Annotated in this window: 12 protein-coding genes and 1 pseudogene; 12 read left to right on the top strand and 1 reads right to left on the bottom strand. The window is 64.4% G+C overall.

The features are described from left to right. The first annotated feature begins 42 nt into the window (after window positions 1-42). The 9 genes from efp to B5D37_RS04310 all read left to right on the top strand — a co-directional run bounded on the left by efp (window position 43) and on the right by B5D37_RS04310 (window position 9,744). Complete coding sequence (efp, locus tag B5D37_RS04350) at window positions 43-609, top strand: elongation factor P (protein WP_078757511.1); 567 nt, start codon at window positions 43-45, stop codon at window positions 607-609. Beyond that, window positions 609-1,946 (top strand): TRZ/ATZ family hydrolase, encoded by a 1,338-nt coding sequence (locus tag B5D37_RS04345; protein WP_078757510.1) that lies wholly within the window; start codon window positions 609-611, stop codon window positions 1,944-1,946. The genes efp and B5D37_RS04345 overlap by 1 nt, the downstream gene beginning before the upstream one ends. Before the next feature lie 10 nt (window positions 1,947-1,956). Next, window positions 1,957-2,676 (top strand): bifunctional 2-polyprenyl-6-hydroxyphenol methylase/3-demethylubiquinol 3-O-methyltransferase UbiG, encoded by a 720-nt coding sequence (gene ubiG, locus B5D37_RS04340; RefSeq protein WP_425478028.1) that lies wholly within the window; start codon window positions 1,957-1,959, stop codon window positions 2,674-2,676. Then, a complete protein-coding gene (locus B5D37_RS04335; protein WP_143814145.1) occupies window positions 2,673-3,347 on the top strand; it encodes a phosphoglycolate phosphatase in 675 nt (224 codons plus the stop codon). The genes ubiG and B5D37_RS04335 overlap by 4 nt, the downstream gene beginning before the upstream one ends. Beyond that, window positions 3,344-4,045 (top strand): isoprenoid biosynthesis enzyme family protein, encoded by a 702-nt coding sequence (locus B5D37_RS04330; protein ID WP_159447339.1) that lies wholly within the window; start codon window positions 3,344-3,346, stop codon window positions 4,043-4,045. Before B5D37_RS04335 ends, B5D37_RS04330 begins: the two co-directional genes overlap by 4 nt. Window positions 4,046-4,210: 165 nt before the next feature. After that, on the top strand, window positions 4,211-5,896 hold the full coding sequence (locus B5D37_RS04325) for a GGDEF domain-containing protein (RefSeq protein ID WP_159447338.1): 1,686 nt from the start codon (window positions 4,211-4,213) through the stop codon (window positions 5,894-5,896). Between the two features lie 32 nt (window positions 5,897-5,928). Beyond that, window positions 5,929-8,637: a type VI secretion system Vgr family protein gene (locus tag B5D37_RS04320; RefSeq protein WP_078757506.1), complete on the top strand. Its 2,709-nt coding sequence runs from the start codon at window positions 5,929-5,931 to the stop codon at window positions 8,635-8,637. Beyond that, window positions 8,630-9,316: a hypothetical protein gene (locus B5D37_RS04315; protein WP_078757505.1), complete on the top strand. Its 687-nt coding sequence runs from the start codon at window positions 8,630-8,632 to the stop codon at window positions 9,314-9,316. Before B5D37_RS04320 ends, B5D37_RS04315 begins: the two co-directional genes overlap by 8 nt. Before the next feature lie 83 nt (window positions 9,317-9,399). Then, window positions 9,400-9,744, top strand: coding sequence for a hypothetical protein (locus tag B5D37_RS04310; protein ID WP_159447337.1), 345 nt, complete (start codon window positions 9,400-9,402; stop codon window positions 9,742-9,744). Window positions 9,745-9,754: 10 nt separating this feature from the next. Here the strand turns inward: B5D37_RS04310 and B5D37_RS04305 are convergent. Then, window positions 9,755-9,907 (bottom strand): annotated as a pseudogene (locus tag B5D37_RS04305) (M23 family metallopeptidase); the annotation flags it as partial. 17 nt (window positions 9,908-9,924) lie between these two features. On the opposite strand from B5D37_RS04305, the gene B5D37_RS15025 reads away from it, so the two are divergent. The 3 genes from B5D37_RS15025 (at window position 9,925) to B5D37_RS14615 (ending at window position 14,197) form a co-directional block, all read left to right on the top strand. Beyond that, the gene (locus tag B5D37_RS15025) at window positions 9,925-12,147 is read left to right on the top strand and encodes an HET-C-related protein (RefSeq protein WP_078757503.1); all 2,223 of its coding nucleotides are present in this window, start codon (window positions 9,925-9,927) and stop codon (window positions 12,145-12,147) included. A 9-nt stretch (window positions 12,148-12,156) separates the two neighbouring features. Continuing rightward, window positions 12,157-12,840, top strand: coding sequence for a DUF7738 domain-containing protein (locus tag B5D37_RS14620; protein WP_143814144.1), 684 nt, complete (start codon window positions 12,157-12,159; stop codon window positions 12,838-12,840). A gap of 553 nt (window positions 12,841-13,393) precedes the next feature. After that, entirely contained in the window at window positions 13,394-14,197 is an 804-nt protein-coding gene (locus tag B5D37_RS14615; RefSeq protein WP_143814143.1) for a hypothetical protein, read from the top strand. The last annotated feature ends 13 nt before the right edge of the window (window positions 14,198-14,210 follow it).

The raw sequence follows: 14,210 nt of genomic DNA, 5'->3' as shown, positions 1-14,210 counted from the left end.
GGGGCCGAACCACCCGATACATCTATACCGCAGGAGCTCCAGATGGCCAGCTATGGCATGAACGACGTCAAGAACGGGATGAAGATCCTGGTCAACAACGACCCGTGCGTCATCACCGATACCGAGTACGTCAAGCCGGGCAAGGGCCAGGCCTTCACGCGCGTGAAATACCGCAGCATCAAGACCGGCCGCGTGCAGGAAGTGACGATGAAGGCCACCGACTCGCTGGAAGCGGCGGACGTGGTCGACACCGACATGCAGTTCCTCTATTCGGACGGCGAGCACTGGCACTTCATGGACCCGTCCAGCTTCGAGCAGGTGCAGGCGGACAAGAACGGCGTCGGCGATGCATCCAAGTGGCTCAAGGGCGAGGAAGACTGCGTGGTCACGCTCTGGAACGGCATCCCGATCTATGTCAATCCGCCGAACTTCGTCGAGCTGAAGATCACGGAGACCGATCCCGGCGTCCGCGGTGACACCTCGGGTGGTGGCGGCAAGCCGGCCACGCTGGAGACCGGCGCCGTCGTGCGCGTGCCGCTGTTCGTCGGCCAGGACGAGGTGATCAAGGTCGACACCCGCTCCGGCGAATACGTCAGCCGGGTCAAGTAATGACCGCACCCGCCCCGACGCCCTGCGACCTCCTGATCGAAGCCGGCTGGGTGGTGCCGGTCCAGCCGCACGACGTGGTCCTGGTGGACCACGCGGTGGCCGTGAGTGAAGGGGCGATCGTGGCGGTACTGCCGACGGCCGAGGCACGTATGCGTTTCGCGCCGCGCGAGACGGTGTCCCGTCCGGGATCGGCCCTGATCCCGGGGCTGGTCAATGCCCACACGCACAACCCGATGACGCTGCTGCGCGGCTTTGCCGACGACCTGCCGCTGATGGAGTGGCTGCAGGGCCACATCTGGCCGGTGGAGGGCAAGGTCATCGGACCGGAGTTCGTCACCGACGGCGTGACGCTCGCCATTGCCGAGATGCTGCGCGGCGGCACCACCTGCGCCAATGAGAACTACTTCTTCCCGGACGCGCAGGCGGCCACCTACAAGCGTCACGGCTTCCGGGCCTGCGTCGGGTTGCCCGTCATCGACTTCCCGACCGCGTGGGCGTCGAGCGACGACGAGTACTTCGACCGTGCCGGCGAGGTCCACGACCAGTGGCGCGGGGATCCGCTGGTCACGATGGCATTCGTGCCGCACGCGCCGTACACGGTGTCCGATGCCAGCTTCGAACGCATCAGGATGCTGTCGGACCAGCTCGACATCCCGGTGCACCTGCATACGCACGAGACCGCGCATGAAGTGGCCGAGTCGCAGGAGAAGTACGGCCAGCGTCCGCTCGCCCGGCTCGACCGCCTCGGCCTGGTCAACGACCGCCTGATCGCGGTGCACATGACCGCGCTGACCGACGGCGAGATCGAACTGTGCGCCCAGCGCGGCGTCAGCGTGGTGCATTGCCCCGAGTCCAACCTGAAGCTGGCCTCCGGCTTCTGCCCGGTTGGCCGGCTGGAGCAGGCAGGGGTCAACATCGCGATCGGTACCGATGGCGCGGCAAGCAACAACGACCTGGACATGTTTGGCGAGACCCGGACGGCGGCGCAATTGGCCAAGGCCGTGGCCGGTGATGCCGCGGCGTTCAGTGCAGCCAGCGCACTGCGGGCGGCGACGCTCGGCAGTGCCAGGGCGATGGGGCTGGACGACACGATCGGCTCGATTGAGGTCGGCAAGCAGGCCGACCTCGCCTGCGTCGACCTGGACCAGTTGGAAAGCCAGCCCTTGTTCAACGTGGTCTCGCAGCTGGTCTACGCGACCGGCCGACACCAGGTCACGGATGTCTGGATCGGCGGCGCTGCCAAGCTGCGCGGGCGCGAGCTGGTCGACCTCGACCTCCCGGCCCTGGTGGCCAATGCAAGGCAGTGGCGCGACCGCATCGCCGCCCTGCGTCCCTGAGAGCATGTCGATGAGCGACCACGCCGCTGCGCCGGACAACTTCAGCCAGTCCGAACTCGACAAGTTTGGCGCCCTTGCCAGCCGCTGGTGGGATCCGGAAGGGCCGCAGAAGGCACTGCATGCGCTGAACCCCGCGCGGCACGGCTATGTGATGGCCCGGGCCAGGCTGGAAGGCGCAAGCGCGCTGGACGTCGGTTGCGGCGGCGGCCTGCTGAGCGAGGCACTTGCCCGAGAGGGTGCCCGCGTCACCGCGTTGGACCTGGCGCCGGAGCTGGTCAAGGTGGCAAAACTGCATGGCCTGGAGTCGGGGGTGGCGGTCGACTACCGGCTGCAATCGGTCGAATCGCTGGCGGCGGAGCAGCCGGGCACCTTCGACGTGGTTACCTGCATGGAAATGCTGGAACACGTTCCCGACCCCGGTGCGGTGATCGACGCCTGTGCGCGGCTGCTGAAGCCGGGTGGTCGCCTGTTCCTGTCGACCCTCAACCGTACGCCTGCCGCCTTCGCGCTGGCGATCGTCGGCGCCGAATACGTTGCACGGCTGCTACCCAAGGGCACCCACCAGTATCGCGACTTCATCCGGCCGTCCGAACTGGGCGCCTGGCTCCGCGGCGCCGGATTGCAGCTGGAGGATGTCAGCGGACTGATGTACGAGCCGTGGCGCAATGCCGCCCGCGTGACGCGGCGGACCGACGTGAACTACCTCGCCTGCGCATTGAAGCCGGAATGAGTGCGAGCTTCCCGGCAGCAGTGCTTTTCGACCTGGACGGCACCCTGCTCGACAGCGCCCCCGACATGCTTGCGGCCGTCAACGCCATGCGTGGTGCGCGCGGCAAGGCGCCGATGCTGCTGGCGGAACTGCGTCCCCACGTCTCCAAGGGAGCCCGTGCGATGGTGCGGCAGGCCTTCCCCGAACTGGACGACGCCGAGCGCGAGACGTGGATCCCCGAGTTCCTCGAGACCTACGAGCGCGAACTGGGCCTGCATGGCCGCGCGTTCGACGGCATCGAAGAGATGCTGGCGACGTTGGAGCAGGCCGGGTGCCCGTGGGGCATCGTGACCAACAAGCCCGAGTACCTCGCCGCCCAGCTGCTGCCGAAGCTCGGCTGGCAGGAGCGGTGCGCGGTCCTGATCGGCGGCGACTCGCTGCCGGCGCGCAAGCCCGACCCGCTTCCCTTGCTGGTGGCCGCCGAACGCATGGGTGTGGAGCCGGTCGCTTGCACCTACGTCGGCGATGACGAACGCGACATCACCGCTGCGCGTGCGGCCGGCATGGCTTCCGTGGTCGCCCTATGGGGTTACCGGCTGTCGGAAGACGATCCGTTTGCGTGGCAGGGCGACGTGCTGATCGAGGATCCGCGGGAACTTCGCCTTGCCGCTTCGTGGCCCGCACCGTCATGACCACGGAAGAGGCGGCCTCGCACCTCGCAAAGTGGCGATCGAACTGGCCGGAGTGGCAGTTTGCCGAAGTGTTCGTTCCCGGGCACCGCCGCGAATCGGCATTGGCCTGGGCGACCCTGTTGCAGGAACTCACCGATGCAGCCTGGGGCGGGGCCGACCCCCGTCCCGGGGAGGCCAAGCTGGGCTGGTGGCAGGAGGAGTTCGCCGGCTGGAGCCGGGGCGCGCGTCGCCATCCGCTGGGAGCGGCGCTGCAACGTCATCCGGCCGCCTGGCCGTCACTGGCGGCCGCATTACCGGCCTTGGCGGCCAGCAGGGAGCGTCCTGTGGACGCGGACGACGCCTTCGCCGCGATGGAGCCGTTCTCATCCGCAGCCGTCGAGGTTGAAGGGTCTGTGCTGGGCGCGCCCGCGGCACCTGCGGACGAGGCCGCGCTGTCGGCAACCTTGCTCTACTCACGGTTGGCGCGTTTCGGCGAAGCCGCGGCGCCGCTCTCCGCCTTGGCGGCCGCCGGTGATGCCAATGCCGCCGCGGCATGGGCGGACATGCTGCGGGGCCGCTGGCCAGCCGGCCGCGCCAGCACGGTAGAGCGCAGGTTGTGGGCCACGCTGGCGCGCAGGCGCCTTGACCGGCTTGATCCGTTGGCTCCGTTGCCTCCTTGGCGAGTGCTTCCGATCGCCTGGCGTGCCGCCCGCGGCTAGGCGGCGAGGCGGAGGTGGGGCGCCTGACGGTCGTCCAGGGCCGATCAGCGGTTCGTGACAGCGGTCACGCCCGGGCTATGCTGGAGCGCACGCTGGCAGGGGGCCAGGATGGGCGGCAGATCAAGACAGGGGAACTGGAACAGCGGTTCGTTGGCATGGGCGTTGATGCTCTTGCTGACTGTGCTTTCGTGCGCGACCCTGGCTGCACCGAAAGCCCCGACGGCGACTCCGGCCGCCGCGTCGCAGCTGGAAGTGGCGAGGCTCGACCAGGATCCGGTACCGGCGAGGATCCTCACTGGCGAGTTCGATGGGCGCTTCGTGCTTGTGCCCGAAACGGTGGTGCGTGAACGCGGAGGGGCGCCGCGGTGGTGGCGGATCACCACGAAGACGGACATTCCCGCCGATGGCCAGCCCCACCTGGTGCTCACGTCCCCCCACCAGGCTCGAGTGGAGGCCTGGACGCCCGACAAGGTGCTCCCGGTTACCCGCTCGCTGTATGGCCCCGATGCCGATCCCGGCTTTTCCACGCGCGGCCTGGTGTTTCCGTTGCCGGGTGGACTGGCTGCCGGCGAGGCGGTGTACCTGAGGGTGCACGCGACCTCGGCAATGCCCATGGAGGTACGCGTGGAACCGCTCGCCCGGGTGCACCGGGCCGACCTGGTGCACGTGGCCTGGCGGAGCGCGATCCTGGTCAGCCTGCTGTTGCTGTCGGTGCTGGCGCTGGGGTTCTGGATCGGCATCGGTGAACGGAGCTACGGCTACCTCCTGTTGACCCTGTTTGCCCAGGCGGCCTTCTTCGCCGCCGTCGGCGGGGAGATCCGGATGGTGCCGGGCCTGCCTGATTCGGTGCTGATGGACCCGCGCATCCCGCGGCTCATCGGCCTGGTGGGCGCGTTGGCGAGCGTGGTGTTCCTGGTCCACTACCTCGACCTGCGCGATCGCCATCCGCTGCTGGCGAGGCTGCTGATGGGGTGCGGCATCGTGTTCGGCGCGCTGGTCATGGTCACGCTGGTGGCAACGCCGATCTGGATCGCGCACCTGGCCAACCTTACCTTGCTGGTGGCCACGGTGATCGTCATGGTGGCCGCCGCTGCCGGCGTCCTGAGGGGTCATCGGGCGTCGTACTTCGTGTTCTTCTCGTGGTTGCCGATGCTGCTGCTGCTGGCGATCAGCATCGCAGGCGTGACCGGGCCATGGAACGCACCGGCGTGGCTGTCCCATGCATTCCCGGCGAGCTTCGTGCTGGCCGGGCTGGTGCTGATGATCGGGTTGACCGACACGCTCCAGCAGTTGCGCCGGGATCGGGATCACGCCAGCCGCCTTGCCACGTTCGACGGCCTGACTGGTGCGATGTCGCGGCCGGCCATCGAAGCGCGGCTCAAGGCGGCGGTCGAGGAAGCCCACAAGGGAAGGCTGCCGCTGTCGGTGGTCTTCTTCGACATCGACCACTTCAAGCGCATCAACGACGATTACGGCCACCGCGTCGGCGACAGCTGCCTGAAGATCATCGCGCTGCGCACCCGCAACCGTTTGCGGACCTACGATCTTTTCGGCCGCTGGGGCGGCGACGAGATTGTCGTGCTGCTGCCCGACACCCGCTTTGGTGAAGCGATGGGCGTGGCAGAGAACCTCCGCTCGGCGGTCAACTGCCGGCCCTTGTCGATCGACCGCCATCTGTTCCAGGTCACGCTGAGCCTTGGGGTCGCAGAGCTTGCCCCCGGCGAGACGGCGGAGGACCTGCTCGAACGCGCGGATGCCGCCCTCTATGCCAGCAAGCAGGGCGGGCGTGACCGTGTCAGTGGTCGCCCCGGACACCAGCGGGAGCTGGCGCAGGCGGGCCAAACCCTTTAGCCTGCGCGGGTCACGACAAGGATGTTTGACGCATGGCAATGGATTTGCCGCGTGCCGCGCTGCTTTCGCAGCACGCGCGCCTGATCGAACTCGACACTTCTTATCCCGCCGGGCTGGTGGTTGAAAGGCTCACCGGCGTGGAAGGCGTCTGCGCCGATTTCCGCTTCGACATCGACTGCCTGTCGACCTCCGCCTTCATCGACCGGGCGGCGCTCCTTGCTGGAGCGCTGGTGCTGCGCCTGCGCACGGCCGACGGTGGACATCGTCACTGGCATGGCTACTGCACGGGCGTGGAATCGCTTGGGAGCGACGGTGGCCTGGCCCGGTACCGGCTCGTGATGGAGCCGTGGACGGCCTTCCTCCGGCTGCGCCGCAATGCCCTGATATTCCAGGGACTCGATGCGGTTGGTGTGCTCGAGCGGATAGCAGAGGCGTACCCACAGGCGGCGTTGAAGGTGGACGTGGGAAGGCCGCTGCACGCCCCGGACATCACCACGCAGTATCGCGAAAGCGACCACGAATTCGTCTTCCGCCTGCTCGCCGACGCCGGGCTTGCTTGGCGTTTCGAGCATCGGCAGGGCGGGGCGGACGGTGGGGATGCAGGACATGAGCTGGTGGTCTTCGACCGCGAGGCCGAGGTCCCGCAGGCACGGCCACCGGTATTGCGGTTCCACCGTGCGGACGCGACGGAGGGGTTGGATGGCCTCGCCCACTTCACCGACCTCCGCCAGACGACAGCCGGCACACTCGCCACGACCAGCTGGCAACCAGGGCAGGTGGCCGCGGTCGGTGCAAGCGTCGCCGGTGAAACGGCAGGCCCGCACCTGCCCAACAGCGAGGTTTTCATGGCCGGGCGCAGCGGCCGGTTTCCGCAACGCGACCTTGCCGAAGCCTGGGCCGGGCACCAGCTCGATGCCCTGCGCCTGCCACAGCGGCTGCACGCGGGATCCGGCAGTGGCCGCGGCATCGAAGCCGGGGCGGCGTTCGTGCTTTCGCAGCACCCGGACCTGTCCGGCCGGCAGTTCGTCCCGCTGGTGGTGGAACACGTGGCCGCCAACAACCTCGGCAGCGGGATTACCGCCCTGGCCGAGGCCACTGACATCGAGCGGGGCAACTACCGCAACCGGTTCGTCGCGGTGCCGGCCGGTACGCCGATCGTTCCCCTCGCTAGGTGCAAGCCGACGGCTCCGGGTGCGCAGACAGCGCGCGTCGTGGGGATGCCAGGCGCCGCCGTGACCTCCAGCCGCGACCATCAGGTCCGGATCCAGTTCGGCTGGCAGCGCGGTACCCGACCCAATCCGGGTGGACTGGCCGCGGGAGGAAAGCACGACGACGGCCATGCCCCGGGCGACGACACGAGCGGCACCTGGGTGCGTGTTGCCGAGTGGCTCGCAGGCCCCAACTGGGGCAGCCATGCCCTGCCGAGGGTGGGCAGCGAGGTGCTGGTCGAGTTCCTCCATGGCGATATCGACCAGCCGATAATCGTGGGCCAGCTGTACAACGGCGAGGTCGCACCCCCGTTCGCATTGGCGGATGCGAGCAACCATCCCGGCACCATGTCAGGCATCCACAGCCGGTCCCTCGATGGAAGCGGCACCCAACAGTGGCTGATGGACGACGCCACCGGGCAACTGCGCCAGCGCCTCCACACCAGCCTGGGGGACAGCCGGCTGGAGCTGGGGCACCTGCTTGAACACCGCGACGCGAGCCGGGGCCGTCTGAGGGGGCAGGGGTTCGACCTGGCAACGCTGGGGTGGGCCAACGTTCGCGGAGGAGAGGGCGTCCTGTTGTCGAGCACGGCCAGGGCCGACGGGAACTCCACCCAGATGGACGTCGCCGAAGCCGTCAGCCAGCTCAAGGGCGCGGAACGCACGGCCCGGGCGCTCAGCGACGCCGCCGAAGACAGCGAAGTCGTGCCACTGGCCGCCAACGCCCGCCAGAAGGGGCTGATCAAGCAGGTCGACCCGGAGCAGGACGGGAGCTACACGGGCGCGGTGAACGGCCAGCCCGCCACCAAGCCTCGAGGTAGTCGTCGCGACGGCGGCGATGCGGTGGAAAGGTTCGCCGCGCCGCTGCTGTTTGCCGAATCCCCCGATGCGATCGCATTGGCCACCCCAGCCAGTGCCGTAGCCTATGCGGGTGGGAACACCCATGCGACCGTCCAGCAGGACGCGCACCTCGCCGCCGGCCACTCGTTCGCCGGTGTCGGTGGCGGCCAGGTCGCATTGTTCGCACAGGCGGGGCCGCTGAAGGCCATCGCCGCCAACGGCCCGCTCAGTCTGCAGGCCCACGCCGGCCCGCTGGAGCTGTTGGCCGACCAGTCCGTGACGGTGACCGCCACCGACGAGCGCATCGATGTGCTGGCCAAGGAGAAGGTCGTCCTGCAGGCGGGGCAGTCCGAGATCGTGCTGGAGGGCGGGAGTATCACCTTCAAATGCCCGGGCACTTTTGTCGTCAAAGCGGGACAGGTGCCGTTCAAGGCGGGAGCGAGAGGCAGGGCAGAGCTGGCAAGGCTTCCAGATACCCGACTGAAGCCATTCGATCAGCAATTCCAGCTGGTCAATTCGGAAACGGGCGAACCTATTCCGGATATGCCGTACCGGGTGGAGACGGCCTCGGGGGAAGTCCACTTCGGCGATACGGATTCCCACGGTCGCACCGCGAGGATCCGATCGATCCTCGCGGAGGACATCACCGTCGAGTGGGGTGTAGGACCATCGGGAGAACAGTCAGATGCCTGAGCCCCGCCGGACTGAATCGAGAACAGTGCCCGCGAGAGAAAGCGTGGTCCGTGTGGAGATGGCTCCCGATTCGGAGTTCCACATGTTGATTGGCGGCCCCTACGAGCAAGACGGCGAGCAGCACCGATACGGTCATACCGCCGTCAGGATCAAGACCCCGGTCAGCGATACCGTATTCGACTTCGGTCGCTATGGAGCTACCACTGGGGACTTCGGAGCTGAAGGCGAGGGCATCCTCCGCGTGTGGTCGAACTTCGGGAAGTACATCGCCGGTGAAAACGTGCTCGACCGAACAACGACTGCCTACGTGTACCGGATCTTCTCCCGACACACGCGGCCGGCCGCCGCGTTCTTTGAAGGGCACGTTGCCGGGGGACGACGGCGAGAGGACCTGGAGCTGGGCAGAAGCTACCTCAGGGTTTTCCAGTTGCAGCAGAGCTACCATGCGCTAGGGCCGAATTGCACGACCATCAGCTTGGACGCTGCGAGCGCGATCTGGCCGACCTACGAAGAGGGATCGATGGAGTACATGGATCCCGGGGCGGTTCTCAGCTTTGCAGAGCGTGCAGCCCTCAAGCTTTACGGGACGCCGGACCGACTGTTTCTTCCCGAAAATCTACAGCGCTTTCTGGACGACGAGCCGCCAATCCGAGTGGACCGCAAGGAGACTTATCCATGAAGGCAGCATTTGGGTGCGCGGTCGCCGCTCTGCTTGGAGTAGCGGCGGGAGTTGGAATTGCGATGGAGTTCAGGAGCGATGAGATGCCGAAAGTACACAAGCTCGAGCAGCCGCTGATCATAGGAGGTGGTCCCGGTCAGACAGCCGCCTTACTGCCTGCAGGCACGTCCCTGTACTTTGACCAGGCATTTCCCGAAGGATTCGTTCGTTACAAGGTGTACGTGAACGTCGAAGGGGTGCGGTTGGAGTCCCACGAGTCCCAGGAGAAGTTCTGGCTATCGCCTCTGTCGGCGAGGCCTGTCGATGGCGAGCAGCTCCGCAAGCTGCTTCGTGACTATCCGCTGTCGCGTGACGACCTCGCCGCGATCCTCGAGCACAGTCCCGTTACCCGCGAGGAGATCCGGGAGCTACTCGCTGAATACGAGTAGCCCGGCGAACTCAGCCACCACGCTCCAGCACCAGCAACGGGTCGATCCGCACCGTCAGCCAGTTCATGCCCCAGTGCAGGTGCGGGCCGGTGGCGCGGCCGGTAGCGCCGACGGCACCGATCACGTCGCCCTGCCGCACCTCGTCGCCGACCTGCACATCCATCGGGTCAGACCGAGGTCGTGCTGGAGGGCGGAAATATCACCTTCAAATGCCCGGGCACGTTTGTCGTCAAGGCGGGGCAAGTGCCGTTCATGAGTGGGGCGGCGGCCACAATGACCCACGGCGCCCGGCTGATACCGCTGCCGGTCAGCTCGCGTGAACCCGATCCTGTACGCGCTATTCGAAGCACATTCGCTTTCGACCAGCTGACGGAGGTCGCCAACAGGAGTACGCCGGTCGAATTCGTGCTGATGCTCGCGCCGATCTTCGGTTTTGACATTCCGGCACAGACCTACATCAAGCTGCAGGACGCCCTGAAGCAGGGGAAGATCCGGAACCCCGAGCATATAGTCATGTCCGGTGGAACGTATCCCGCCGATTACGATAACGAGGACCGCATCATCCGCGTGCATGCCGGCGCCCCGGATCTTGCTGCCACCAACGTCGAAGGCGCGCGCGAGTTGCTCGCTGTGCTGCTGCACGAGTTCGGGCACCATATCGACAATGTCCTACGCCACGACCTGGCCGATAGGAATCCTGATGGAACCTCTACACTCGGGCCAGACGGGCCACTGGAGGAAGGTGCACGCTACGCGTACAGCATAGCGGTGTTCGACCTTGAGACCAGCAGCCAGACCGAGTACGCCCAGTACGAATCGCCGGATTACACAGGCCCGCTCAAAGTCAACTACGCCCAGGCACGATTGGCGATCCAGCAGATGCAGGGCGCCGATGCCCAACGCCGCGACGGCCGACACCACACACGTGAAACGTTCGGCGCCGGACGTGGTGAACATCATGAAGATCGACCGCGTGCTTCGTTTGGACATGAGTCGATCGAGGATGTGCTTCAGGATGATTTTCCGCGTCAGGAAGATCGGAAAGCCATCTACTTTGGCAACTGGCTGCGTGACTTCTCGCAGATTGTCGATCCTAAAATCGTGCGGCCGCCCGGGTTGCCGAAAGACCTGGGTCGTTACATCTCGCGCGAAGCGTTGACCAAGGTCATCGACGTGCTGGCCGGCGGTGAGTTCTATGACCTTCGCACTGCCAATCCAAGTGGCTATACGGTTACAGCCGACAAACTCGGGGTCTACCGGCCGACCGAGCACATCGACAATCCCAAGAACATCAATCCGCATCCGCCGGACCCTCAATCGGTGGATGCAGACTTCGAGCCTTGGGTGACCGCGGACAGCCCCAAGCTCGCGGTCAACCCGGCGACCTCGATGAAGAACTACATCGCTGACTCCCGCGACTCCATGCGCGACGAGCTGAACCGCGCGGCAGCGGCTGGAGATACTTCAGAGGGCAAGCGCCTGCTAGGCTCGGCCCTGCATGTGCTTGAAGATTTCTTTGCACACTCCAACTTCGTGGAGCTGAGTCTCCGGAAGGTCGGTTTTGAGCGCGTCCTGCCGTGGACATCGCCCGCTGATTGCCGGCACCAGTACCCGTTGGTGACCGGCATGTTCGGCTCTACCGACGTAATCGCCAGCATTGCTGGACCGATCGCCCAGGCGCTGTTTCCGGTCGAGGGCTGGACCTTCAAGGCGAGCCAGCCCGGCCAGCGCTCGGACAGTGAGAAAATCCTGGAAATCCTGCTTTCCGAGCACAGTGATCCCCGCTACCTGACGTCGTTCAAGCAGTTCCTGAGCTTGCGCGATCAATGGACCGAAATTCCCGGGCATCAGTACGCAGAGTTGATTGGTTGGGTCGCGTCAGCCCCGATGCGCGCCGTCCTCAACGGCTACAACCTCGTATATCAAAGTCTCTTGCATCTGGTTGGCAACAGCGTGGATGACGCCCAAACCCACTACGGTGACCCCAACACCAACGGCTCCACTGATCCCAGTCATTCGCAGCTGGCCAAGGACCATGACGTGCATCCCTTGCACGTATTGGCAGCCAAGCTCGCCAAATACGCGGTTAAACAGGCCGGGGCGGCAATGAAGGCCCGTTGGGACGGTGATACGGCAAGTGACCCCGGGGGCGTTGCGACGGCTTTTTTTGTCCACCCCTATGACAGCTCGTGGCAGGATGCGATAGTGCTGAATTGGAGTAGAAGCAATGGCGCCAATATCGAGCGCGGCGAATCAGCCACCATCTTGGAGCACCTGCACGAAGCCCATGCCCAGGAAACGATGGAGCAGGTTCGCCGCGCAGGGCGTTATGGGGGCCAGGGCTGGGAATACATTCAGCGCAACTACGAAACGCTGTTCGGGGAAGAGAACCAGGTCAGGTAATATAGAAGCATGGAAAGCCTAGTGAAGCAGCTTCTTGCCATCGTGTCTCTACTGTGTGTTCTAGCAGGGTGCGACTTCGCACAGTCGCAGTGGATTCAGGCGAAGGAGGGCATCGGTAATGCCTTAAACGAACCGCGGCAGATACCACGAGGCGCAGAACCTGAGATTACTGTCGAGGGCGCGAGGATTACCTTCGACGGGAAGTTTCTAACACTCGGCGACGATTTCACGGAGTGGGTCGAGGTGCTTGGAGAGGACTATCGCCCGGCAGTCCCGGGCTATGAATACGAGACTACCTTCGTGTGGGATAATATCGGCGTTATTGTTGAATGGGATTCGACAGACAACAGGATAGTTGAGCACGTTGGAATTAGGTTGAACTTTAACTCGCTTTACGAGGAGTGGGAGCCTGGATATGATAATCACAGGCCTGGCGCTGGAAGTGTGCCCGCGAATATGTTTCGTGGCTACTTGGAAGTAAATGGGGTGGCAGTTGATCACAACTCGACTGTTTTCGAAGTCAACCGCCGTGCTGATGGAAGGCTATCCATAAGTTGTTCGCGCGGTATTAATGTGTGCTCGGACCGTGTCACGCCAGCCGGAGTTCCGAGGCCGTGGTTTGATGTGGATAGTCGAAAGGAAGCGGGCGTTATTTACGGTATCGGGTTTTCCCTGCCCGACCAGATCAAGTAGCGATGCATCGAATGCCACGGAGCCCAGGCCGATCCGAAGCTCTGACCGGTTGCAGCATGAAGCCGTGCCAAGTTCGAGTACATCGAGGTCATGCATCGAGAGGTTCTTCTGTCGGCCGCGGGTTGGGGCGACAGCGAGTCGGCTACGTCTTTGCAGCGCCAGCCGGGGCGGCGTGTGCTCTTGGAGTCGAATGGGTGGCCAAGCGGGGGCCGCCCCCCCCCGATTCACAGGCTTGAGCAGCCGCTGATGCTTGGAGCCGTGTCTGGGCAGACAACTGCTCTACTGCCTGCTGGCACATCCATGTATTTCGACAAGGCGCTTCCGGAGGGCTCTGTTCGTTACAAGGTGTACGTGAATGTCGAAGACGTGCGGCTAATGTGGTCCCCAGCGCCCAGCACGCCGAAGTACTATATGAACCACATTAGAGACTGGTTCAATTCAAAAACAGGGTTGCTATGGGAAGTTTCAATATAGTTATGGCCGCGTTTCTTCTTTCAATTACCACTGCCGCCTGTGTGCCGGGAGTGTTGTGGCAGATTCTCGGGACGCGCACATGAAGTTCAGTCAAGAAACGCTTGGTAGCTCTCGGCCTTCGCCGCCAACAACAATAATGCTCGAACGGGATACTGCGTATCTACTTCTTCGTAAATCGTTTCGTGACGATGATTCACGCACGGGATATCTTGGGATAGGGAAATACGAAATTACGGCGGATCCCGGCCTTAAGCAGAAGTTCTTTCAACTGGCGGAGGTATTAAGCAGTCGGCCACTTCCGTCACCAAGGCCAGGGCGGCACCAGAACGTCATTCGTTATGACTTTGAGCTTGGAGGTGTGGATCACAGCGGTGTGTATGACCTATCGCTGGGCTCGGAGTTCAATGCGCGGCTGAGACCATTCGCAGAGATCAGGGACGAGCTGCTGAGCAGGGGCAGTCCCGTAATTGGGCTTCACCCAAAACTGCAGGCAGAGGCTTCTCCGGGTGCGATCACCATCCTCTTGACGATCATCAACACTGGCAGAACTCCTCTTGAGTTGGTGGGGCCATCAGGCTGGGGGCGAGCGGACGAGGGATCGCAAGCTACGGTGACGGTTGGCATTACCTCCTTGGATGGCGCGGATTGGCTCTATGACCTGGATGAAGAACACCTGGTTGATGACCGTGACAAGTACGCCAAGGTCATTTCCATTCATCCAGACCAGTCCGTGCGGCTAAAATTCCGTTACCCGGTCGAGGAGCGGGGCAGGTTGGCCGGAAAGTACTCTGTGGCTGCCCGTATGAGTGCAATTATCCTTGCCCCCAGTGAGTTCCAAGGCGTGATAGAGACTGGGTTGGATTCAGGAACGCTGGTCTATTAGGTGCCGATGTTTT

The organism is Lysobacter spongiicola DSM 21749 (assembly GCF_900167055.1).
In the GTDB taxonomy this organism is placed as follows: Bacteria; Pseudomonadota; Gammaproteobacteria; order Xanthomonadales; family Xanthomonadaceae; genus Novilysobacter; species Novilysobacter spongiicola.
Note: the sequence above shows the minus strand (reverse complement) of the source record. Positions and strands in the feature narration are given on the sequence as shown.

Bases quoted from the DNA above. Each gene is read 5' to 3' on its own strand.
- efp (WP_078757511.1), top strand. From the start codon at position 43: ATGGCCAGCTATGGCATGAACGACGTCAAGAACGGGATGAAGATCCTG.
- B5D37_RS04345 (WP_078757510.1), top strand. From the start codon at position 609: ATGACCGCACCCGCCCCGACGCCCTGCGACCTCCTGATCGAAGCCGGC.
- ubiG (WP_425478028.1), top strand. From the start codon at position 1,957: ATGAGCGACCACGCCGCTGCGCCGGACAACTTCAGCCAGTCCGAACTC.
- B5D37_RS04335 (WP_143814145.1), top strand. From the start codon at position 2,673: ATGAGTGCGAGCTTCCCGGCAGCAGTGCTTTTCGACCTGGACGGCACC.
- B5D37_RS04330 (WP_159447339.1), top strand. From the start codon at position 3,344: ATGACCACGGAAGAGGCGGCCTCGCACCTCGCAAAGTGGCGATCGAAC.
- B5D37_RS04325 (WP_159447338.1), top strand. From the start codon at position 4,211: ATGCTCTTGCTGACTGTGCTTTCGTGCGCGACCCTGGCTGCACCGAAA.
- B5D37_RS04320 (WP_078757506.1), top strand. From the start codon at position 5,929: ATGGCAATGGATTTGCCGCGTGCCGCGCTGCTTTCGCAGCACGCGCGC.
- B5D37_RS04315 (WP_078757505.1), top strand. From the start codon at position 8,630: ATGCCTGAGCCCCGCCGGACTGAATCGAGAACAGTGCCCGCGAGAGAA.
- B5D37_RS04310 (WP_159447337.1), top strand. From the start codon at position 9,400: ATGCCGAAAGTACACAAGCTCGAGCAGCCGCTGATCATAGGAGGTGGT.
- B5D37_RS14620 (WP_143814144.1), top strand. From the start codon at position 12,157: ATGGAAAGCCTAGTGAAGCAGCTTCTTGCCATCGTGTCTCTACTGTGT.
- B5D37_RS14615 (WP_143814143.1), top strand. From the start codon at position 13,394: ATGAAGTTCAGTCAAGAAACGCTTGGTAGCTCTCGGCCTTCGCCGCCA.